At 43.4% G+C, this 22034-nt stretch carries 25 protein-coding genes and 1 riboswitch; of the genes, 21 read left to right on the top strand and 4 right to left on the bottom strand.

All coding sequences use genetic code 11. The features are described from left to right. Positions 1-23: 23 nt before the first annotated feature. The 5 genes from HUE98_RS12180 to coaBC all read left to right on the top strand — a co-directional run bounded on the left by HUE98_RS12180 (position 24) and on the right by coaBC (position 3436). Positions 24-896, top strand: coding sequence for a YicC/YloC family endoribonuclease (locus HUE98_RS12180; RefSeq protein WP_241420910.1), 873 nt, complete (start codon positions 24-26; stop codon positions 894-896). A gap of 91 nt (positions 897-987) precedes the next feature. Further along, a complete protein-coding gene (gene remA / locus HUE98_RS12175) occupies positions 988-1260 on the top strand; it encodes an extracellular matrix/biofilm regulator RemA (RefSeq protein WP_241420909.1) in 273 nt (90 codons plus the stop codon). A 24-nt stretch (positions 1261-1284) separates the two neighbouring features. After that, on the top strand, positions 1285-1908 hold the full coding sequence (gene gmk, locus HUE98_RS12170; RefSeq protein WP_241420908.1) for a guanylate kinase: 624 nt from the start codon (positions 1285-1287) through the stop codon (positions 1906-1908). Then, positions 1905-2111, top strand: a complete 207-nt coding sequence (gene rpoZ, locus HUE98_RS12165) for a DNA-directed RNA polymerase subunit omega (RefSeq protein ID WP_241423551.1) — start codon at positions 1905-1907, stop codon at positions 2109-2111. Before gmk ends, rpoZ begins: the two co-directional genes overlap by 4 nt. A 137-nt stretch (positions 2112-2248) precedes the next feature. Next, complete coding sequence (gene coaBC / locus HUE98_RS12160) at positions 2249-3436, top strand: bifunctional phosphopantothenoylcysteine decarboxylase/phosphopantothenate--cysteine ligase CoaBC (protein ID WP_241420907.1); 1188 nt, start codon at positions 2249-2251, stop codon at positions 3434-3436. Between the two features lie 78 nt (positions 3437-3514). Here coaBC and HUE98_RS12155 read toward each other — a convergent pair whose 3' ends face one another. Continuing rightward, positions 3515-4132 (bottom strand): stage II sporulation protein M, encoded by a 618-nt coding sequence (locus HUE98_RS12155; protein WP_241420906.1) that lies wholly within the window; start codon positions 4130-4132, stop codon positions 3515-3517. 108 nt (positions 4133-4240) lie between these two features. Here HUE98_RS12155 and priA point away from each other — a divergent pair, with 108 nt between their 5' ends. The 14 genes from priA (at position 4241) to HUE98_RS12085 (ending at position 18827) form a co-directional block, all read left to right on the top strand. Further along, entirely contained in the window at positions 4241-6478 is a 2238-nt protein-coding gene (gene priA / locus HUE98_RS12150) for a primosomal protein N' (protein ID WP_241420905.1), read from the top strand. A 17-nt stretch (positions 6479-6495) separates the two neighbouring features. Beyond that, positions 6496-6960 (top strand): peptide deformylase, encoded by a 465-nt coding sequence (def, locus tag HUE98_RS12145; RefSeq protein ID WP_241420904.1) that lies wholly within the window; start codon positions 6496-6498, stop codon positions 6958-6960. 80 nt (positions 6961-7040) lie between these two features. Continuing rightward, positions 7041-7982, top strand: a complete 942-nt coding sequence (gene fmt, locus HUE98_RS12140) for a methionyl-tRNA formyltransferase (RefSeq protein ID WP_241420903.1) — start codon at positions 7041-7043, stop codon at positions 7980-7982. A gap of 6 nt (positions 7983-7988) precedes the next feature. Beyond that, entirely contained in the window at positions 7989-8759 is a 771-nt protein-coding gene (locus HUE98_RS12135; RefSeq protein ID WP_241420902.1) for a DUF116 domain-containing protein, read from the top strand. A gap of 167 nt (positions 8760-8926) precedes the next feature. Continuing rightward, positions 8927-10279, top strand: coding sequence for a 16S rRNA (cytosine(967)-C(5))-methyltransferase RsmB (gene rsmB, locus HUE98_RS12130; protein ID WP_241420901.1), 1353 nt, complete (start codon positions 8927-8929; stop codon positions 10277-10279). Between the two features lie 245 nt (positions 10280-10524). Next, positions 10525-11280, top strand: a complete 756-nt coding sequence (locus HUE98_RS12125; protein ID WP_241420900.1) for a Stp1/IreP family PP2C-type Ser/Thr phosphatase — start codon at positions 10525-10527, stop codon at positions 11278-11280. Between the two features lie 33 nt (positions 11281-11313). Continuing rightward, positions 11314-13218, top strand: a complete 1905-nt coding sequence (pknB, locus tag HUE98_RS12120; RefSeq protein WP_241420899.1) for a Stk1 family PASTA domain-containing Ser/Thr kinase — start codon at positions 11314-11316, stop codon at positions 13216-13218. A 15-nt stretch (positions 13219-13233) separates the two neighbouring features. Beyond that, positions 13234-14106, top strand: a complete 873-nt coding sequence (gene rsgA, locus HUE98_RS12115; protein ID WP_407080320.1) for a ribosome small subunit-dependent GTPase A — start codon at positions 13234-13236, stop codon at positions 14104-14106. A 2-nt stretch (positions 14107-14108) separates the two neighbouring features. Beyond that, positions 14109-14768 carry a ribulose-phosphate 3-epimerase gene (gene rpe, locus HUE98_RS12110; RefSeq protein WP_241420897.1) on the top strand — a complete coding sequence of 220 codons (660 nt, stop codon included), beginning with the start codon at positions 14109-14111 and terminating at the stop codon, positions 14766-14768. A gap of 39 nt (positions 14769-14807) precedes the next feature. Beyond that, positions 14808-14958: riboswitch (FMN riboswitch) on the top strand. A gap of 72 nt (positions 14959-15030) precedes the next feature. Then, on the top strand, positions 15031-16140 hold the full coding sequence (gene ribD, locus HUE98_RS12105; protein WP_318036555.1) for a bifunctional diaminohydroxyphosphoribosylaminopyrimidine deaminase/5-amino-6-(5-phosphoribosylamino)uracil reductase RibD: 1110 nt from the start codon (positions 15031-15033) through the stop codon (positions 16138-16140). A gap of 4 nt (positions 16141-16144) precedes the next feature. Beyond that, on the top strand, positions 16145-16798 hold the full coding sequence (locus tag HUE98_RS12100; protein WP_241420895.1) for a riboflavin synthase: 654 nt from the start codon (positions 16145-16147) through the stop codon (positions 16796-16798). A 17-nt stretch (positions 16799-16815) separates the two neighbouring features. Next, positions 16816-18012 carry a bifunctional 3,4-dihydroxy-2-butanone-4-phosphate synthase/GTP cyclohydrolase II gene (locus tag HUE98_RS12095; RefSeq protein WP_241420894.1) on the top strand — a complete coding sequence of 399 codons (1197 nt, stop codon included), beginning with the start codon at positions 16816-16818 and terminating at the stop codon, positions 18010-18012. A gap of 80 nt (positions 18013-18092) precedes the next feature. After that, positions 18093-18560 carry a 6,7-dimethyl-8-ribityllumazine synthase gene (ribH, locus tag HUE98_RS12090; RefSeq protein ID WP_241420893.1) on the top strand — a complete coding sequence of 156 codons (468 nt, stop codon included), beginning with the start codon at positions 18093-18095 and terminating at the stop codon, positions 18558-18560. A 42-nt stretch (positions 18561-18602) separates the two neighbouring features. Then, positions 18603-18827: a sulfurtransferase TusA family protein gene (locus HUE98_RS12085; RefSeq protein WP_241420892.1), complete on the top strand. Its 225-nt coding sequence runs from the start codon at positions 18603-18605 to the stop codon at positions 18825-18827. Here HUE98_RS12085 and HUE98_RS12080 read toward each other — a convergent pair. After that, positions 18824-19744, bottom strand: coding sequence for a LysR family transcriptional regulator (locus HUE98_RS12080; RefSeq protein WP_241420891.1), 921 nt, complete (start codon positions 19742-19744; stop codon positions 18824-18826). The genes HUE98_RS12085 and HUE98_RS12080 overlap by 4 nt on opposite strands. A gap of 320 nt (positions 19745-20064) precedes the next feature. Between HUE98_RS12080 and HUE98_RS17675 the strand changes: the two genes are divergently transcribed. Both HUE98_RS17675 and HUE98_RS17670 read left to right on the top strand, forming a co-directional pair. Continuing rightward, entirely contained in the window at positions 20065-20709 is a 645-nt protein-coding gene (locus HUE98_RS17675) for a YeeE/YedE thiosulfate transporter family protein (protein ID WP_277623672.1), read from the top strand. Between the two features lie 32 nt (positions 20710-20741). Beyond that, positions 20742-21278, top strand: a complete 537-nt coding sequence (locus tag HUE98_RS17670; protein WP_277623671.1) for a YeeE/YedE thiosulfate transporter family protein — start codon at positions 20742-20744, stop codon at positions 21276-21278. A gap of 286 nt (positions 21279-21564) precedes the next feature. Here the strand turns inward: HUE98_RS17670 and HUE98_RS18145 are convergent, their stop codons facing one another. Beyond that, positions 21565-21642: a stage V sporulation protein M gene (locus HUE98_RS18145; RefSeq protein WP_407080319.1), complete on the bottom strand. Its 78-nt coding sequence runs from the start codon at positions 21640-21642 to the stop codon at positions 21565-21567. Between the two features lie 34 nt (positions 21643-21676). Further along, entirely contained in the window at positions 21677-21850 is a 174-nt protein-coding gene (locus HUE98_RS12070; RefSeq protein WP_241420890.1) for a hypothetical protein, read from the bottom strand. Positions 21851-22034: the final 184 nt, after the last annotated feature.

Here is a 22034-nt window from a genome sequence, read left to right as displayed (position 1 = left end):
TAAGCTTCAGGGAGGTAATTTCAATGATCAGCAGTATGACTGGATATGGACGGGGAGAAGGCGAAATGGAGGGTTTGAGTTTTTTGGTGGAAATTCGCTCTGTTAACCATCGATACCGGGATATAATATTTCGAATGCCCAGGGAGTTTAACCCCCTGGAGGAAAAGATGAAACAAGGGATAAGCCGGCAGGTTTTTCGAGGGCGTATGGAGGTATCGGTGATTGTAAAGGAATCTTCAGAACGGGAAAAGAAAGTAGAGGTTAATCTTCCCTTGGCCCAGGGTTATTATCGGGCTATGAAGGAATTGAAAGAAAAACTAAAATTGGGGGAAGAAATAACGTTAAAGTTGATTTCCGGTTTTCCTGAAGTTCTGAAGGTGGAGAAAGAGGATGCCCTTCGTTACTGGTCTGCTCTGGAGAAAGCCTTGACAGAAGCTGTTTTGGGATTGATTTCTATGCGGCGGCAGGAGGGGGAAAATCTTTCCCGGGATTTGCTATTACGTATGGAAAAGATCGAAGAGCTGTTGATAGAAATAAAAGAAAAAGCTCCCCTGGTGGTTGAGGGGTATAGAAACCGACTCCTTGAGAGGATAAAGGACCTGGGCCCTAACCTGGAGACTGAGGAAAACCGCTTGTTGATGGAATGTACTCTTTTTGCGGAAAGAAGTGATATTAACGAGGAAACGGTACGTATGTCCAGTCATTTAGAAGCTTTTCGCCGTACTCTAGAGGAGGGAGGTCCGGTGGGAAGAAAAATGGATTTTTTAGTCCAAGAACTTAACCGGGAAACCAACACCATTGGTTCCAAGGCAAACGATTTTCAAATATCTCATCGGGTGGTGGAGATTAAAAGTGAGCTTGAAAAAATTAGAGAACAGGTGCAAAATATAGAATAGATTAATTTTTGTGATTCTATTGATATATTTCTTGCATTAATTAACTGATATCCGTTATACTATGTAGTACAAAGACTAAGGGGGTTTTGTTATGCAGATTAAGTTAATCAACATTGGTTTTGGAAATATTGTTTCCGCCAATCGTATCATAGCTATAGTCAGTCCGGAATCAGCGCCTATAAAAAGAATAATTTCTGAAGCCCGGGATAGAGGTATGTTGATTGATGCTACTTACGGTCGCCGCACCCGAGCAGTTATCGTTACCGACAGTCAACATGTAATCCTGTCCGCCGTGCAGCCTGAGACTGTAAAACATAGGCTTCATACTAAGGAGTCCTCTGCTGTAGAAGAAAATGAAGAATAGAAACTTTCAAAGGGAGGGAGAGAGATGGCAGAAGGGTTATTAATTGTGCTGTCAGGGCCCTCTGGAGTTGGAAAAGGAACGGTAGGCAAAATTCTTGCCGCTGAAAAAGAAGACTTATTTTTTTCAATTTCCATGACCACCCGATCTCCCCGGCCCGGTGAAATAGAAGGGATTAATTATTTTTTTGTGGGGGAAGAGGAGTTTAAAAAAAAGATAGAACAGGGGGACCTGTTGGAGTGGGCCAGGGTATATGATGATTATTACGGCACTCCCAAAGAAGTAGTTCTAAATAGTTTAAAAAGAGGGCAGGATGTCCTGTTGGAAATAGATACTCAGGGAGCTGGAATGATAAAATCCAATTTTCCTGATGGGGTTTTCTTGTTCCTGCTGCCACCCTCTTTAAACCAGTTGAAACTGCGCATTATCGGAAGAGGGACAGAAACTGAAGAAAAGCTAAATAAACGTTTTAATTCAGCCTACCAGGAAATTCTTGAGGCAAAAGGATATGATTATTTTGTGGTCAATGATTTTCCGGAAAGGGCAGCTCAAGAAATATTACATATAATAAGGGCAGAAAAGCTTAAAATGAAAAGAAATGCTCATCTGATTGAAATTTTAAGGGGGGACGGTTGTATACAATGTCCATGATTTATCCTTCCATTGATAAACTACTGAAAAGTGTGGACAGCAAGTATTCTTTGGTGATTGCTGCTGCAAAAAGAGCCAGGCAGATCCAGGAGGGAGCATCAATTTTAATTGATACTTCATCCAAAAAGGATGTCACAGTTGCTCTGGAGGAGATTTCTGAGAAACAGTTAATTTATGAAAAAACCAAGCAAGGTATTAAATAACAATCACGCATTATATGAATTAAACAATATTATCTACTGCCGGCCTTACAATGAAAGGCCGGCACAAGTTTTCCCTCTTTAAATAGCAGGACAGAGGGTTATGTGCAATTTTTTAGAATCGAGAGGTGGAGGAAAAGGTGGGCAGGACAGTGGTGTTGGGGATTACTGGAGGTATAGCTGCGTATAAAGGGGCTGAAATTTGTCGGCTGTTGGTGAAGTCCGGGTATAAAGTGAGGGTAATTATGACCCGGGCGGCCACTTCCTTTGTCAATCCCCTTACCTTTGAAACTTTGAGCGGCGGCCCTGTAGGAATGGAAATGTTTAAACGTCCAGAGGGTTGGGAGATTCAACATATCAGCTGGGCCCAGGAGGCCTCATGTCTTTTGGTGGCCCCGGCCACTGCCAATATTATCGGTAAAACTGCCTGCGGCATTGCAGACGATCTGCTGTCCACCACAATCATGGCCACCCCGGCCCCGGTGGTTTTTGCTCCGGCCATGAATGTAGAAATGTACAATAATAAGATTGTCCAGGAAAACATGATTCGGTTGAAGAAGCTGGGCTTTTGGTTTATAGAGCCGGATTCAGGTTTCTTGGCTTGTGGGGATCAGGGCAGGGGAAGGTTGGCGGAACCCCAGGCCATTGTAGATTTTCTCCTCCAAGTGCTTGAGAAGAAAAGGGATTTTGCCGGACAGGTTTTTATGATTACAGCGGGACCCACCCGGGAACCACTGGATCCAATTCGGTATATCGGAAATTACTCCAGCGGTAAAATGGGCTTTGCCCTGGCGGAAGCTGCCCGGGATAGGGGCGCTGAGGTGGTACTGGTTTCGGGGCCAACGGAACTTAAACCTCCTCAAGGGATTCAGTTTTTCCCCATTAGAACTAGCCTGGAGATGAGAGAGGTAGTTTTAAAACAATTTCCTATGTCGGATATTGTTATTAAGGCTGCGGCGGTTGCTGATTATCGACCAGAGGAAGTATCGGAACAGAAAATTAAAAAAACCCAAGGAAATCTAGTGTTAAAGTTAAAGAAAAACCCTGACATTTTAGGGGAACTGGGAAAATTAAAAAAAGAACAGCTGTTGATTGGTTTTGCGGCGGAGACGGAGGAACTTAGGGATAACGCCCTGAAAAAATTAAAAAATAAAAACCTGGATATGATTGTTGCCAACGATATCACTTTGCCGGGAGCAGGGTTTGAGGTGGATACCAACCAGGTTAAGGTGTTTAAACGCAGTGGAGAGGTTATAGAGTTTCCCCTTATGACTAAAGGAGATTTGGCGGATAAAATTTTAGACGAAATTAAAAAAATAAGACCATAAGATAGTGCAACCGTAATTTTTCTTATCATAAAGCATTAAAAAAATCGACTCAGTGTCGATTTTTTACTTAAAGGTGGTCTAGGGAAACATAAACTGAATCAGGTAGGGAGTCACCAGGATTTCTACAATAGCAGCGGCTAAAAAAATAAGGGTAAGATAAAAGATTACATTTATGGCCTCCTGGGCCACATAAATGATGCTTTGGGGCCGGTTCATCCCCTCCATTGGAAATATGGCGTGGTAACCTAGCTTTAGACCTAAGGCTGCACTAATTAAAAAAGCCGGTATTTCCAGGATACCGTGGGGCAGTAGTCCAAAGATAAAAAATAGAGCTGGATTTACATTTTGCTCCACCATAAATATGCCGGCCAATATCCCAATCAGGCCGCCGTTTACTATTAAGCCCAAAAGGGGTGCCAGTCCCAGCAGAACACCTAAAAAAATAATCCGTACAGAAGCAATCAAATTATTGGAAAAGATCAGAAAGATTCCCTTTAGGGGACCCCCCTTCATGACCTCCTCTGCCAGGTCCTCCAGCAATCCGAAATAGGGCTCTGTAAGTTCTTCCAGTATTGACTGGTTTTGTCCTACTGCGGTAAAACCTGCGGCAGTTCCCAAGATAAAAATTACAGCGGCCAGAAAAATCCAGGAGGAATTCTCTTTGATAATTCTTAAAAATTTATTAAAGTTTAACATTTATTTTTCCTTCCCAGTGAACTATGATTATTATATATGAAAGACAAGGAAAATCAAATACAAATATTTTTTAAGTTACTCAAGATGTAGAACGGAAGGAAGGGTTACATGGATAATCTTTATGCCAGGGTGGTGGTGGACCTATGGGCACCGGGAATTGGAGACAGGTATTTTCATTATTTAATCCCCTCAAAATACATCTCCCAGGTCCGGGAGGGTACCCGGGTTATGGTGCCTTTCGGTAATCGAAAACTGTTGGGTTTTGTGATGGGGTTTGATTCCACCCCTGATGTAGATAAAGTGAAGGAAATTATTAGTGTGGTTGACCAAATTCCTTTGCTTACCCGGGAATTGTTGGACCTGGCCCGCTGGATTTCCAGTTTCTATATCAGTCCCCTGGTGGAGGTTTTAAAGGCGATTTTACCTAACTTTTATGCAACTACCATTAAGGCTAAGGAAATAACTGTGGTGAAACTGGCGGTATCAGATGAAGAAGCCGGGAAGTACGCAGCAGTGAACAGGAAACGGGCTCCAAGGCAGTCCAGGATTTTAGATATACTTCTAAAGGGGGGGGAGATGTCCCTCAAGGATTTGTTAAACCTTTCCCAGGCAGGGCGGCAGTCGGTGAAAGCCCTCCAGGGTAAGAATCTTTTAGATTTGAGTAATAAGCGAGTTATCAGGGGGCCTTTTGAAGACAAATTGTTTGGTTTAAATCCGCGGTTGAAGCTGAACCCAAAGCAGGAGGAAGTGTTAACAGGGATTAAAAATCATTTACAAAGAGGCCTTTCGGGTAATATTCTACTGCATGGGGTTACCGGCAGTGGAAAAACTGAAATTTATCTTCAGGTTATTGAAGAGGTGGTCAAGGGGGGGAAGGAAGCCCTGGTGCTGGTGCCGGAAATATCCTTAACCCCTCAGATGGTTAAATGGTTCAGAGGAAGGTTTGGATCACTGGTAACAGTGCTGCACAGCCGCCTCTCCCAGGGAGAGAGGTATGACCAATGGTGCCGAATTAGGCAGGGGGAGATTAAAATTGTGATAGGGCCCCGTTCTGCTGTTTTTGCACCTTTCTCAAATTTGGGTATAATAATAATAGATGAGGAACATGAGACTACCTATAAGCAGGAGGAGAGTCCCCGCTATGATGCCAGGGATGCAGCCAAAAGGAGGAGCTGTTTTTTTTCCTGTCCGGTTGTTCTAGGCAGTGCTACCCCATCGGTGGAGGCCTATTATAGAGCTCAAGAAGGGGAGGATATGCTCCTGAGCATAAGGGATAGGGTAGAAAAGCGCCCTCTGCCGCCGGTAGAGGTGATTGACCTTAAAGAGGAGATTAACAGAGGAAACAGGACACTCTTCAGCAAAAAACTTTATGAAAGCATAAAAATAACCCTGCAGAAAAAACAACAGGTTATTCTATTTTTAAATCGTAGGGGTTTTGCTACTTTTTTGGTCTGCCGGGAGTGCGGTTATGTGCTCCGCTGTTCTCACTGCAGCATTACTTTGACTTATCATGCCAACCAAGAGCTGTTAAAGTGTCATTACTGTCATCAGGAGAAAGGGGTGCCGGAGGCATGCCCCGGGTGTGGAGGTAATTATATCCGTTTTTTGGGTTTGGGTACTCAGAGAGTTGAAAAAGGAGTCAGGGATTTGTTTCCCCAGGCCAGGATTCTGCGTATGGATGTGGATGCTACTACCCGCAAAGGATCTCACCTGGATATTTTTAAGACTTTTCAGCGGGGGGATGCTGATATTCTCATAGGCACGCAGATGATTGCCAAGGGGTTTGATTTTCCTAGGGTAACTTTGGTAGGGGTAATTCTAGCGGACACCGCTTTGAATTTACCGGATTTCCGCGCGGGGGAAAGGACTTTTCAACTGCTGACCCAGGTTGCCGGAAGAACCGGCCGCAGTTCTCTGGGGGGAAAAGTGATTGTCCAGACTTTTAACCCGGAACATTACAGCATCATGGCGGCAAAAAAACACGATTATCAGGCTTTTTATCAGGAGGAATTACGCTTACGGGAACAGTTCCAATATCCTCCCTATAACCAGCTGGTAAGGGTAGGTTTTTCCAGTGTATCAGAAAATAACTTGAGCCAAAAGGCTGGGGAGTTTAAAGGGATGCTCATGGAGTCCCTTAAAGGAATAAAGGCAGAGGTGTTGGGTCCCTGCCCCTGTCCCCTTTCCAAAATACGGGGCCGTTACCGCTGGCACCTGGTTATAAAGAGTAAAGATTTCTCAGGCATACACCGGGCATCCAGGCAGGTATGGGAGGAATTTTATAAAGGTTCGAGGAATAAAGATTTTAGAGTAATACTGGATATTAATCCAATAAATATGTTGTAACGGCAGGAGGAATGAAAATGGCCATACGAATAATCCGAAAAAAAGATGACCCTGATTTACGGAAGAAGTGCAGTGAGGTTAAGGAAATTACCCCACAGATTATTGCTATTTTGGAAGACATGGCGGAGACTATGTATTATAATGACGGTGTGGGGTTGGCGGCCAATCAGGTTGGTATTCCCAAGCAGCTGGTGGTTATAGATTTAATGGATGATGAGGGTCTAATAGAGCTGGTTAATCCTAAAATTATTCAGGTTGAGGGAAAAGAAGTGGAAGCAGAGGGCTGCCTGAGTTTCCCCGGTATTGTGGGAGAAGTAGTTAGAGCCAAAAAAGTTACTGTGGAAGCCCTAAATCGGGAAGGGAAAAAAATTAAGGTAACGGGTAGCGGGCTCTTCGCCCGGGCACTCCAGCACGAGCTGGACCATTTGGAGGGGAAACTTTTTGTTGATAAGGTGATTCGTTTTTTAGAGCCTTCCGAATAGCGCTGTGGGCAGCAATACTTCTATTTTTTGGATAAATGTGTTAAAATTAAAGCAATAAATTGAAAAAAGGATGCGTTTGAATGAGTGAAGGTTCAGGTATGGTCTTTATGGGGACTCCAGAATTTGCAGTTCCTTCTTTAGAATTGATGATTAAAAGTAAGTATAAGCTTTTAGCGGTGGTAACACAGCCGGACAGACCCCGGGGAAGAGGAAAGAAGGTAATTCCCTCACCAGTTAAAAAAGCAGCACAACAGTATGGGATACCGGTATTACAGCCTCAAAAGCTTTCTACCGATTTTGTCCAGGAGATGAAAGGTTTGGCTCCAGAGGTTATTGTGGTGGCAGCATACGGAAAAATCCTGCCCAAAAGCCTGCTGGAAATTCCCCCCCTGGGCTGTATCAATGTGCATGCCTCTCTGCTGCCGGCGTACAGGGGCGCTGCCCCTGTTCATCGGGTTATTATGAACGGAGAGAAAATTACAGGGGTGACCATCATGTACATGTCTGAGGGTATGGACACCGGGGATATTATTCTGCAGAGGGAAACAAAAATATCTTCTCAGGAGAATGTAGGCTCTCTTCATGACCGGCTTTCTTTAATGGGGGCAGGACTTTTGGGTTTAGCTCTGCAAAAATTGTCAGCCGGCTGTGCCCATCGAACAGAACAGGATTCTGCGCTGGCAACCAATGCACCTCCTTTAAAAGGGGAAGAAGAGGTTATTAACTGGGAAGATGATGCTCAAAAAATCCATAACCAGGTCAGGGGGATGAATCCCTGGCCCGGGGCTTATACCCTGTGGCAGGGCCAAAGGGTAAAGATCTGGCGTTCTTCTGCAGCAGGGTATGAAGGAAAGGGTGCTCCCGGAGAGATTATCGAACTTGGAAAGGACAGTATTTTGGTGTCAACCGGTAGAGGTGCCCTGTCAATTCAGGAGCTGCAGCTCTCCGGGGGAAAGAAAATGTCTGTGGGAGATTTTCTTCGGGGTAACCGTCTTAAGGCGGGTACTGTGTTGGGGAGTTGATCAAAAATGAAATTTCAAACCAAAAAAAGAACTTTTGTAGGTTTATTGTTGGCTGCTTTATTAATTTTAGGGCTTTTTGTTTATTATATCTGGCACTTGACTTTTTTTAAAACCACTTTTTTCAGCCAGCTTATTTTTTTAGGGCTAATTATTTTTTTGGTAGGTTTAGCCGGGGTTACTTTTTTGGGCCTGGTGGGAATAATTCTGTCGGTATTTAATATCCCTCTTTTCCCCAGCTGGCAAAAAATTACTCGCATATCAGTTAATGCTTTTTATCCCTTTATTATTCAGCTGGGAAAGGTTTTTAAAATTACTCAAGATAAAATTCAACGTTCTTTTATAGAACTTAACAACTATCTGGTGGAGGTCCGAAACATTCAGGTTCAGCCCAAAGAACTGCTGCTTCTTTTACCCCACTGCCTGCAGCAGAGTGATTGTTCTTATAGAATTACCATAGATATTAAGAACTGCCGCAGTTGTGGAGGTTGTATGATTGGCAGTTTGATGGACCTGGCACAGCGATATCGGATAAAAGTTAAAGTGGTGACCGGGGGCACTTTGGCCCGGAAAGAAATTGAATCTTTAAAACCTAAAGCCATAATAGCTGTGGCTTGTGAAAGGGATTTGAGCAGTGGAATCCTGGAGGCCAGCCCGCTGCCGGTGCTGGGTATTTCCAATGAACGTCCCTATGGGCCTTGTCATAATACCTGTGTTAATTTAGGATTGGTTGAAGAGGGGATAAATTTTTTCCTGAAGAGATGTGGAGAATGGAAATAATCGGGCAGGGGCAGCGCCCCTGCCCGATTATTTTTTTAGTAAAAATCTAGGTGCAGATGGGATTTGCAGGAGGGGCCAAATTCTAAGGTGAACTGGTTACCTGTGAAAAAGGATGGAAGTATTCTGACCAAGGTGAAATAAAAAGAAATGTAGAGGTGAGTAAAATATTGGTTAAAGAAGGAGCCCGCAGTACTGCTCTTATGATTCTCCGGGAAATGGATATTCGGGGTACTTATGTGGACCTGGCATTAAAGTCTTATCTTCAAAAAGGCAGGCTTTCTTATCGGGACAGGGCATTGGTTACAGAACTGTGCTATGGGGTAGTTAGACACCTGTTGACCCTGGATTGGTGGATAGAGCAGGTATCAAAAAGGAAAGTCAAGGATATGGATCCTTGGATTAGGAATATCTTGAGGATAACTTTATACCAGGTTGCATTTCTGGATAAAATACCTGTCCCTGCTGCCTGCCATGAGGGGGTAGAAATGGCCAAAGAATTCAGCCATCAGGGTGGGGCAAAATTTGTAAACGGGGTTTTGCGGGGATATCTTAGGAAGAAAGATGAAATTAACTTACCTGATCTTGAAGAGTCTCCTTACCGACACCTGTCATTAAAATATTCGTTTCCTGCCTGGATGGTGAAAAGGTGGTGTAAGAGATGGGGAGCCGGTGAAGCTTGGGAGTATATGAGTGCTCTGAATTCTCCAGCTCCATTGACTGTGCGGGTCAATACATTAAAGGTGAGCCAAAAGGATCTGAAGGAAATCATGGTTAAGGAAGGAGTTGTGGTGGAGGAGAGTAAGTTATTGTCAGAATCTCTGATTTTAAAGAAGGTGAGAGATTTAGCTGCGTTGAATTCTTTTAAAAAGGGCTTGTTTCAGGTACAAAGTGAGAGTTCTATGCTGGTTTCTCGTATAGTAGACCCTGTTAAAGGTGAAACACTTCTGGACAGCTGCAGTGCCCCGGGGGGGAAATCTGCGCATTTGGCTCAAGCAATGATGAACCGGGGAAAGGTTATAAGCTGTGATATTCACGGACACAAAGTAAAGCTGGTGGGAAAAAATGCTTGTCGTTTGGGGATTAATATTATCGAGCCCCTGGAGCAGGATGCCCAGAGGCTTCCTGCTAATTTCTTGAACAAAATTGACAGGGTTCTGGTAGATGCTCCCTGCTCAGGCCTGGGTGTAAATCGTAGGAAACCTGACTTAAAATGGAAAAGAAAGCCTGGGGATTTTTCATCCCTGGCAAAAATACAGCTGCAGCTTTTAAAAGAAGCTGCCAAGGTTTTAAAACCCTCAGGAGTCTTGGTGTACTCGGTATGCACCAATGAACCGGAGGAAACTACGTGGGTAGTTAAGAAGTTTACGGCTGAAAATACAAACTTTTTTCTCTCAGACCTGACGGCTTTTTTACCGGAAAAATTAAGGCAAGAGGACTCAGTTTCAAAAGGCTTTCTCCAATTATACCCTCATAAACATTATTTAGATGGATTTTTTTTAGCCCGCTGGGAGAAAAGGTAGCGTATTGCCTTTTTATCAGCCATTTGTTATACTTTCCTTAAAGTTACAGCAGGTTTTCTTATATATTTTTAAACCTCGAAAGGGGATAGTTCTTTTTGTGGCGAATCTATTAAAGCTGGCTATTATAATCTTTTATCTACGGTGAAATTGGCAAATTAGCTTTTAATTAAGCGGGTGTTTTTAGGAGTAGAAAAGGAGATTATATATTGGTGATGAATGCTGGCCAGGTGGCCTGAGGGGCGGTGATGTTAGTGTTTTTAACGGGAAGGACCGATGTTGGACAGGGAAGGCAAAACAATGAAGACTGTTACCTTATTATGGATGGGGATGATTCCATTCAATTCTTTGCTGTAGCTGATGGGATGGGCGGACATAATGGGGGCGAAGTGGCCAGTTCTATGGCTATTGAGCTGGGGAAAAGCTTTTTCCTTCGAAACAAGGAACGACTTATAGAACTATCCTTTCAGAATGTAAACCAGTTTATCACCGATTTGTTTGAACAGGCCAATGAGAGTGTCTGGAATAAGGCTCTAGAAAATGAACACCTGGCAGGAATGGGGACAACTTTGACCCTGGGAATTATAATGGGTTCACATTTGCATGTCGGCCATATTGGGGACAGCAGAGCATATATTATTAGTTTGGGAAATATCATTCAATTGACTGAAGATCACTCCTATGTTCAAAAACTGGTTAATGAAAATCAACTGAAGGCGGGAGAGGAAAAAAACCACCCCAAACAGAATTTGTTGACCAGGGCGTTGGGAACCGATTATTCGGTTGAAGTAGATATATATCATTACTCCCTGAAACCAGGGGATTATGTGCTGCTATGTACCGATGGCCTTACCCGGATGGTTTCTGATGAAGAAATACTTGATATCATTAACTCCTGCCCGGGGTCGGAAGCGGCTGACCGTTTAATAAGTACGGCCAATGCCCGTGGAGGACCTGATAACATTACAGTTCTTTTGGTAGGGTTAAGTAATGAAGATCAATAAATTGAACTTTAGCTTAACCGTGAGGTGAGACAGATGATTGATAAAGTTCTGGCCAATAGATATAAAATTGAAGAAAAAATTGGTGACGGGGGCATGGCCGTCGTTTATCGGGGATATGACAAAATATTAAACCGCTCGGTAACAGTAAAAGTACTTCGGGCTCAGTTTGCGTTGGACGAAAATTTTGTTCGTCGTTTTAAGCGGGAAGCCCAATCAGCTGCCAGTTTGTCCCACCCCAATGTGGTGAATATTTTTGATGTAGGGGAAGAGGATGGAACGTATTATATTGTGATGGAGTATGTAGACGGAAAATCATTAAAGGAATTAATTACAGAAAATGGAAAGCTTCCGGTAAATGCAGCGGTTAAGATTGCCCATCAGATTTGCGAAGCCTTGGTACATGCTCATAAAAATAAGATTATACATCGGGATATTAAGCCTCACAACATACTTCTTACCCGGGACGGGCGGGTGAAGGTGACAGACTTCGGTATTGCTAAGGCGGTAACGGCAGCTACGGTAACTTATGATAATAATGTGGTCATGGGTTCAGTTCATTATTTTGCCCCGGAACAGGCTAAGGGAGGAATAGCGGGGGAGAAGGCTGACCTTTACTCTTTAGGGATTGTTCTCTATGAGATGCTTACGGGAGAAGTCCCTTTTTCTGGGGAAACCCCTATTTCTGTGGCGCTGCAGCATCTGCAGGAAAATATTAAATCTCCTAAGGAGTTAAATTCAGAAGTTCCTCAAACTTTAGAGAAAATTATATTTAAAGCAGTACAAAAAGATCCGGATATGAGGTATGAGAGCGCAGAGGTTATGTTGGAGGATCTGGATTTATGGATTAACAATGGACATGTTAGTCCTGGAAGATTTGATCGACCCGGGGTAAATAAAATACAGGATCAGTTTGTGCCTGTGAATAATAATAATCATAGTAATGGAAATCATGAACAAATTATACCCTCCGGTGAAAAGGAACCGAAAGAGAAAAAGTGGAAGAAAAGATGGCTGGCAGTAGGTTTTGTATCTTTTATAGTGTTTGTGATTGTTTTGAGCTTTTTATTTAGTCAACTTCGGGGTATGCTGGTGGTGGAGGAGGTTAATGTTCCCGATGTAACTAATATTCCTCTTGCTGAGGCGGCAGGGATACTGGAGGAAGCGGGGCTGGAGTATGTGGTCCTGGAGGAAATTGAAAATGATGAAGTTCCTGAGGGTAATGTAATTTCTCAGTTTCCTGAAGCAGATAAGAGTGTTAAAAAAGGCCGGGAAGTGGAACTGGTGGTCAGTAAAGGGCCTGCACTGCTGCAGGTACCTCTGGTGGAGGGATTGATGGAATCGGCAGCAAAGATATTGCTTCAGGAAGCCGATTTAGTCGTGGAGGTTGATGAAGAATTTAGTTCTACTATCCCTGTAGGAGAAGTGATTTCTCAGAACCCCAGGGCTGGCTCCGAGGCTAATAGAGGAGATATAGTAACTATTGTAGTGAGCAAAGGTTCCGAACCCTTCCGTATGCCCAACCTGGTAGGCAGATCCCTGGCAGATGCCCTGGATTGGATTGAACTGTATAAACTGACCTCCGGCAATATCGATGAACAGTACAGCAGCAGTGTTCCCGAGGGAAGAGTTATTGAACAGTCGCCCAAGGCCGGGGATATGGTTCAGCCTCAGGAATCTGTGGCTCTGGTGATCAGTAAAGGTCCGGACCCGACGGAAATCGGTTTTAATATCACCATTGACCCCAGCTTGTGGGGAGTTCCGCAGGGAGAAGGGGTTAGAGTAGATATTGAAGACAGTAAAGGGGTTAGGACTGTCTTTGAAGGAATTTTTGAAGGCAGCAAAATCGAGGTGGAAGGATGGGGGTCCGGTACGGTAACCATCCTGATGCTGACGGAGGACGGGTATATTACTTTGGGAGTTGAGCAATTTCCCCAATAGAAAGGAGGGTATTACCTGGAAGGCATAGTAGTTAAAGCGGTTGGTGGTTTTTATAATGTAAGGACCGACGACAACAAGATGTACCAGTGTAAAGCCCGGGGCCGCTTTAAACAAGAATCTTTAAATATCTTCGTCGGGGATAGGGTATATTTTACACAGACTAATGAGAATGAAGGGGTAGTAGAAAAAGTAGCTCCAAAAAAGAATCGGCTGGTGAGGCCTCCTATTGTAAATGTGGAGACGGTAATTATTTTTTTTTCCTTGAAAGACCCCCCTATAAACCTACTTCTTTTAGACCGTATACTGGTTTTGGCAGAGAGTAATTATCTGGAACCGGTAATCTGTTTGAACAAAATTGACCTGGTGAAGGAAGAAGAAATTGAGGCCCAAGAGATCTATCAATCAATAGGGTATTCTATTATTTTGACCAGTGCCCTCACCGGACAGGGAGTCCAACAAGTTAAGGAATGTCTGAAGGATAAAATTTCGGTCTTTACCGGTCCATCGGGGTCAGGGAAATCCACATTTTTAAACCGGGTTCAACCTGCGCTAAAGCTAAAAGTTGGAAAAATCAGCTCTAAAACCCGCAGGGGGAAACAGACTACCCGGAATGTGGAGCTTTTACCCTTTGATTTTGGAGGAATGGTGGCGGATTCCCCGGGATTCAGTCAGCTGGACCTGGTGGATATTCAATCTGATGAGCTTCCCTTTTTATTTCCTGAGTTTGCTAGAATCAGTGTAAATTGCAAGTTTTCCAGCTGTGCTCATGAGCATGAACCCTCTTGTGCCGTTAAAGAGGCTTTAGAACGGGGAGAAATTAATCAATCCAGGTATAAACACTACCTGGTCTTTTTACAGGAACTCAGGGAAATGGAAAGGAGTTATTAAACATGGTGAAAATCGCACCATCAATTCTTTCAGCAGACTTTGCTCATTTATATGAAGAGATTAAACAAATAGAAGAAGCCGGGGCAGACTGGATCCATATTGATGTGATGGATGGACATTTTGTCCCTAATATTAGTATCGGACTTCCGGTGGTGGAGTCATTACGGGGCAGAACCGGGCTTCCCTTGGATGTGCATTTGATGATTTCTAATCCGGAACAATATATTGAAAGGTTTGTTGAGGCGGGGGCAGCTGTGATTTGTGTCCATGCAGAGGCCAGTATACATCTGCACCGGACCATTGAGTTAATCAAAGAAAGGGGAGTTTTGGCCGGGGTGGCTTTGAATCCTGCTACGCCTCTTTCTGTGCTGGATTATGTGTTAACGGACCTGGACATGGTTTTAGTTATGTCCGTAAACCCCGGTTTTGGGGGGCAGAAATTTATCCCCACCAGTTTAAAAAAAATCAGTGCTTTAAGAGAGTGGATAGACAGGGAAAGGCTTTCTGTACTTATTCAGGTAGACGGAGGAATTAATTCTGAAACAGCTCCAGAAGTTATTGGGGCAGGGGCCGATATTTTGGTGGCGGGTTCTGCTGTATTTTCAGGATCCGATGTAAGGCAGGCCATAAATATGCTTCGCACAGAAAAAAAAGTAGTTTGACCGGTTTTTTTATGCTATAATAATTTTTAGAACATTTGAATATTCCTTCAGGGTCTGGTGAGAAAGGCGTTTCAAGCGTTTTTCAATTCCGAACCGGCGGTAATCCCTTTAGGGTGAGCCCGCGAGCCTTTAAGGCTGATCTGGTGAGATTCCAGGGCCGACAGTAAAGTCTGGATGGTAGAAGGAACTTTTGTTGCCTTGGAGGAAATCTTTAAGGTATTTTATTTTGCCATTAATTATTAAAGAGGTGAGCTTTTTTATTATGGAGGCCGACGAGAAATATATGTGGCTGGCGTTGGACTTGGCGGTGCAGGGATTGGGACGGACAAGTCCCAACCCTATGGTGGGTGCTGTTGTTGTTAAAGATGGAGAAGTGATAGGTTCCGGGTATCATCATGAGGCCGGGGCACCCCATGCCGAGATTAACGCCCTGGAATCAGCAGGGGAAAGGTCAAAGGGAGCAGTTCTGTATGTAACACTTGAACCATGCAGTCATTTTGGCAGAACACCCCCTTGTACGGAAAAGATTATAGCTTCCGGCATAAAAAAAGTAGTGGTATCGGTGCTTGACCCCAATCCTTTGATGAACGGTGGAGGGGTCAAGATCCTGGAGGAGGCCGGTATTAAGGTGAAGGTGGGGGTGTTAGAGGAAAAAGCCCGGAAAATAAATGAAGTGTTTTTTAAATTTATTACCACGGGCCTTCCCTTTGTTACCTTAAAAACAGCTATGAGCCTGGATGGCAAAATTGCTACCCATAAAGGTCATTCCCGCTGGATATCTTCGGAGAAATCCCGGCAGTTTGTCCATCGTCTAAGAAACCAGGTGGATGCGGTTATGGTGGGAATAGGCACGGTTTTAACGGACAATCCCCGGTTGAATACTCGATTAGAAGGGGATGAGGATGTAAGAAATCCCTTACGAATAATTGTGGACAGCCGAGGGCGATTGCCGCTGGAAGCCAGGCTTATCAAATATATTGCTGATTCCCCGGTTATGTTGGTCACCACTGAACTTGCACCTCCGGAAAAACTGGAGTCTCTTTCCCGTCTGGGGGTTCAAATTTTGAAGATCTCGGGGAGGGAAGGCCGGGTTGATTTGAAAGAATTGATAAAGGTTTTAGGGGAAAGACAGATTGCCAATTTGCTGGTGGAGGGAGGTTCAACCCTTAATTACCAGCTTTTGCAGGATGGTTTAATAGATAAAGTTATGTTTTTTATCGCTCCGAAGCTAATTGGTGGGGTAGAAGCCCCTACACCGGTAGGTGGTGAGGGGGTTGAGTTAATGGAAGATGTATTTCACCTTTTTGAACTTCAGGTAAAGAACCTGGGAGAAGATATACTGGTGACGGGATACCTGGGAAAAGGGAGTTGAGATTATGTTTACAGGTATTGTGGAAGAACTGGGGGTAATTCAAGGGCTGGAATTGGACAGCTCAAATCCTGCTCTGGCAATTAACGCTCAGATTATCTTGTCAGATGTTAAAATTGGAGATAGTATTTCTGTAAATGGGGTCTGTCTGACGGTAATATCTTTTGACAGCAGTTTGTTCAAAGTGGAGGTAATGCCGGAAACCCTGCGCAATACCGGGCTTTATGAACTGAAACGGGGAGACCGGGTCAACCTGGAAAGAGCTCTGGCCCTGGGGGATCGGTTGGGTGGTCATCTAGTCAGCGGTCACATTGATGGAGTGGGAACCATCAGGAAAAAGAACCGGGAATCCAATGCCCTGGTGATTGAAATAAACGCACCACCAGAAATAATGAAATATGCTGTTCCTAAGGGTTCCATGGCTGTTGACGGGATAAGTCTTACTATTGTGCAGGTTAAAGGGGACAGTTTTACCGTTTCATTAATCCCCCATACGGCGGAGAATACCACTTTGGGTTTTAAAGCCGCCGGGTCTCAAGTGAATCTAGAAGGAGATATGATTGGAAAATATGTGGAAAATTTTATGTCTGCCCGTAGGAAAGAGGATAGCCCGAGCAGGGGGCTTACCATGAATGATCTGGCTGATAATGGATTTTTATAGAAAGCGAGGGATGTCAAATGAAGTTTAATACTATTGACGAAGCTTTAGAAGAGCTAAAGAAAGGCAATATGATTATTGCCGTAGATGATGAGGACCGGGAAAACGAAGGGGATTTGATTATGGCGGCGGAAAAGGTTACTCCGGAGGCCATCAATTTTATGGCCAAATTTGGCCGGGGGTTGATTTGTGTGCCCCTGACCAATGAGCGCATGGATGAACTGGACCTTCCCCTGATGGTGAACAGAAATACCGAGGGCCATAGTACAGCCTTTACGGTTTCGGTGGATGCCAGCTCTGTAACCACCGGTATTTCCGCTCCTGAAAGGGCAGCTACTGTAAAAGTTTTGATCTCCGAAGAGACAAAACCCCATGATTTAAACCGTCCCGGTCATATATTCCCACTGCAGGCAAAAGAGGGAGGCGTTCTGCGGCGGGCGGGACATACTGAGGCTGCTGTGGATCTGGCTGAAATGGCAGGGTTGTATCCGGCGGGAGTAATCTGTGAAATCATGAATGAAGACGGCACTATGGCCAGGGTGCCGGAGCTTATGAAATTTGCCCAGCAGCACGGATTAAAAATTATTACTATTGCTAACTTAATTAATTACCGTATGAAAAAGGAGAAGCTGGTAGTTCGGGCGGGGGAGGCAGAACTGCCCACCCGGCACGGAGAGTTTAAATTAATCGCCTATGAAAATTCCGTAGATAACGAAGCCCATGTTGCCCTGGTCAAAGGAGAAATTGACAGTGAACAGCCGGTTTTGGTCCGGGTGCATTCGGAGTGTCTGACGGGGGATGTCCTGGCATCTCTGCGCTGTGACTGCGGCAACCAGTTGGCCCAGGCTATGATTCAGATTAATAACGAAGGCCAGGGAGTGGTGATTTATATGCGCCAGGAGGGCCGAGGGATTGGCCTTGCCAACAAAGTAAAAGCGTATCAGCTTCAGGATGAAGGAAAGGATACTGTGGAGGCTAACGAAGAGTTGGGCTTTGCCGCCGATCTCAGGGATTATGGTATCGGTGCCCAGATATTAGTAGACCTGGGGGTAAAGAAGATTAAGCTTTTGACCAATAATCCTCGAAAAATTAAGGGATTAGAGGGGTACGGCCTGGAGATTGTAGAGAGGATACCCCTGGAAATAAAACCGGGGATTTATAATTATAACTATCTGAATACCAAGAAGGAAAAATTGGGACATCTTTTAGGGTATTAGGTAACATTTTTACAACTGCCCTTTTGTAAGTAGAAATTCAATTATTAGACTTTAATATAAATTAGGGAGATGATTAATAGATGAATAAGGTTTATGAAGGACAGCTTATTGCTGATAAATACCGATTCGGCATTGTGGTCAGCAGGTTTAACGAATTTATTTCTAACAAATTGTTAGGGGGTGCTTTAGATTCCCTGCAGAGGCATGGGGCCAAATCGGAGAATATTGAGGTAGCCTGGACTCCAGGAGCTTTTGAGGTTCCTCTAATTGCACAGAAAATGGCCAAAACTAAACAATACGATGCCGTAATCTGTCTTGGGGCTGTAATCCGGGGCAGCACTCCTCATTTTGAGTATGTGTCCAGCGAAGTGTCCAAGGGGATTGCTAAGGTGAGTCTGGACACTGAAGTTCCGGTTATCTTTGGGATTGTAACCACGGATAATTTGGAACAGGCTATAGAGCGAGCCGGCAGTAAGGCGGGCAATAAGGGTTGGGACGCTGCCATGGCAGCCATTGAAATGGCTGACCTGTCCAGGCAGATCGGCTGAGGAAGTTATATTGATACCAAAACAGTCTGGAGGAAGATTATCATGGGAACATTTTTCATAGACGCCCTGGGGGATATGTGTCCAATTCCGGCGTTAAGGGCGGAACAAAAATTAAAAAAGTTAAAAAAAGGTGATGTTTTGGTGATAGAAACGGATCATAGCTGTGCAATGACCAGTATCCCTAACCATTTAAAAAAGAAGTGTTCTGTGGAAATTAAGGAAGTTGAGGAAGGGATTTGGCAGATTATTATGACCAAAAAAAACTAACAAAAACTTCTGGAATGGGGACATTTAATAAATTCAATAAAAGTCTTTTGGAGGCCGGTTTTAGGTTTCACACAGGAATAGATGACCGTGAAGTAATGAGGGAAAGAAATTCCTTCTACCTGCAGGGCTTTTAAGGTGCCATGTCGCAGTTCTCGGCGAACCGCCAGGCGGGAAATTATTGAAATTCCTTGTCCAGCTTCAACACAGGATTTGATAGACTCTAAGGTGCTTAATTCCATGGTTAGTTGACAATCATTCATCTGTAAATCATTATCATTGAGGGCTTTTTCTACGGTTTCCCGTATACCGGAGCCCTTTTCACGAAGGATCAGAGGTAGTCTCGTCAACTCATCTAAGGTGATAACTTCTCTATCTATCCATTTCTCATTAGCCGGGGTAATCATAACCAGTTCATCCTTGCATATGTTTTTGGCTATAAGTTTCTGCTGGTTTAAAAGTTTTTTATTCAAGGGCCCTTCGATCAATCCAATATCAAGAACTCCGTCTTCGGTTTGTTCTAAAATTTCTTTTGTGTTGGCAATGGTCATTTTTACATCGCTTTGGGGATATTTTTCTTTAAAAATATAAATGCTGCAGGGAAGTGCATACCCACCGATGGTGGAACTGGCTCCAATCATCATCTGTTCATTGCCCAGGCTGGTCAGGGCATTGATTTCCTGAATCAGGTTTTCGTTTAGGGACATCATTCTTTGCCCATAGGAATAAAGAAGTTCACCGGATAGGGTGACTTTTACCCCCCGGTTGCTTCTCTCCAAAAGTTGTGTCTGAAAGTGCTCTTCCAGGTCTTGTATTTGGAGGCTCAGTGCAGGTTGGGTTAAATGCAGATGTTTTGCCGCTTTTGAGATGCTTCCGGCTTTAACTACAGTACAAAAAGCGGTAACCTGGCTTAGGTTCATAATGTTTCCTCCATTTTTTTCAAATGTTTTTAAATTGTTATTTGGGTTAAATGGATACATTTTACTTTTATATTAACACTACTACCAAAAGCTGCTTATTTTGAAATATACCGCTAAGCCACGGGGACGCTTCTATCGCCCAAGCTTCTTGGCCTCCGTTTAAGCTGGAGGCAGATCTTGTTTGACAGTTTTCGCTGTTGGTATTAAAACTAATGCTACAGCTAAATATACATTAATTATAATTATATATAATGTTATGAATTATATCAATAGAGCATAAGGTTTTTTATTACAATGACGTCATAACTTGGGAGAAAATCATGGGAGAAATTGAAAGAATTACAGCACAGAAAAAAACAAATAAAGTAAAGCAGCCAAAGATAGCCGTTGTGGTATTGCTGATCAACCTGGTAATTTGCTTGTTTTTATTTTTATACAAGCCTTACCTTCCGGGGATTTGGTTTTTTGGTTTGGGTTTCGGGTATGTTCTGCAGAGGTCTCGTTTCTGTTTTGCCGCCTCTTTCAGGGACTTAATTGTACTGAAAAACTCTACCATAATGAGGGCGGTCATCATAGCCATGGTAATTTCCACTTTGGGGTTTTATGTTTATAATGTCTACTTTGCTTCAGGGGATGCTGTAGGAATTTTCTATCCAGTGGGCATTAATACTGCGATAGGTGCCTTTTTATTTGGGTTGGGAATGGTGATCGCTGGGGGGTGCGCCTCAGGTGTCTTAATGCGCATGGGGGAAGGATACATGATGCAGTGGTTGGCCTTTGTGGGCCTTGTAATGGGTTCTGTAATGGGTTCCTGGTCTTTTGGCTGGTGGCACAGGGTTCTTATCCAGAATGCTGTTGAAATTATCCTGCCGGATTTACTGGGCTGGCCTCTATCATTGTTGACTCAGCTCTTTTTTTTGGGGATATTATACTATGCATTTTTGAAATGGGAACAAAGACAGTAATATTTTAATTCATTGTTTAAAGGGGGATCCTGGTGAAGAATCAAGGGGAAAATACTTTCTACCAAAGATATATTAAAAAGGTCTGGCCGTATTGGGTGGGGGGGGTTGTTTTGGGGGTTCTTAATGTCTTAATACTATTTGCTTACGAGAGGTTTTATAGTTTTTCCTCAGCCTTTGGGTACTGGGGAGGGTGGTTTTTAAATAGAATTGGTGTTTCCATTCAAGATTGGACGTATTTTAGTTATGGACGATATACTCGTGTGTTTACAGAGGGTTTTTTTGATAACCCTGAAACGCTGATATTACTGGCAATGATTTTAGGAGCTTTTATTTCAGCCCTGGCAGCTGGTGAATTCAGAGTAAGGAAAATTAAATCGTACCGGCATGTGATTACTGCCCTGGTGGGAGGAATACTGATGGGATACGGGGCTAGGATTGCTCAGGGCTGTAATATCGGTGCATATTTAAGCGCTGTTGGTTCTATGTCCCTGCAGGGTTGGGTTTTTGGATTGTTTACTTTTTTTGGGGCGGCAGTGGGGAGTAAAATATTGATTAAATATCTAATGTGAAGTCCTTTGCTTTATGTTTTTTATCTCTTGTTTTATCTCGTTTTTTTAGGGTATAAGAACCCCCCTCTAAGCGTTAGCGTAGGTGGGGATTTTAATCAAGTGGAGTAGAGTCTCCACCTGAATCCCCGATGTTTTTAGCTTGCTGAAACGAGTTCACTTTTAAATTAGTTAATTTAAATATTGTTATCAACATAATAGCTCTACAGCGGCTGCTGTAGAGCTATTATGTTGTTTACGGAACAAAACTAAAAGAAAATTTTAAACATTGACAATAATGGAAAGTAATCTATTTATAAAAAATATTTAGAATTCCTTTGACCACTTTACCCAGGAATCCAGGAAGTCTAAAGGTATAAAATTTCATTTTTCTTCCCCCCTTAAGATTGTATTGAAATATTTTAACATATATCTAACTGGAACAAATTCCAACCGAACCAGATTAAAAAGAATCCTAACAGAATGAACCAGAGGTGTGAGGGAAGAGTATCAAAAATGATCCCAATCCCTGCAGCGGCCAAAACAACTCCGGCTATTTTTCGGGTGAAGCCCTTCATCCGTCTCCATCTCAACATGACCACCTCCACTCCTCACATTTGTCTGAATTCATTATATTCATTTAAATGAAATGTGTGAAAACATTGATATAGTTTTAAAAAAAATTAGGGGACGTTTTGTCCCCTAATTTTTTTTATGTTTATTTTTTACCTGGATACCGGGTAAAAAATTTATCTCTATTTAATATAACCCTTAACCCAT

It is taken from the genome of Candidatus Contubernalis alkalaceticus (assembly GCF_022558445.1).
Classification (GTDB): domain Bacteria; phylum Bacillota; class Dethiobacteria; order SKNC01; family SKNC01; genus Contubernalis; species Contubernalis alkaliaceticus.
This window is presented reverse-complemented; position numbering and strand designations above follow the sequence as displayed.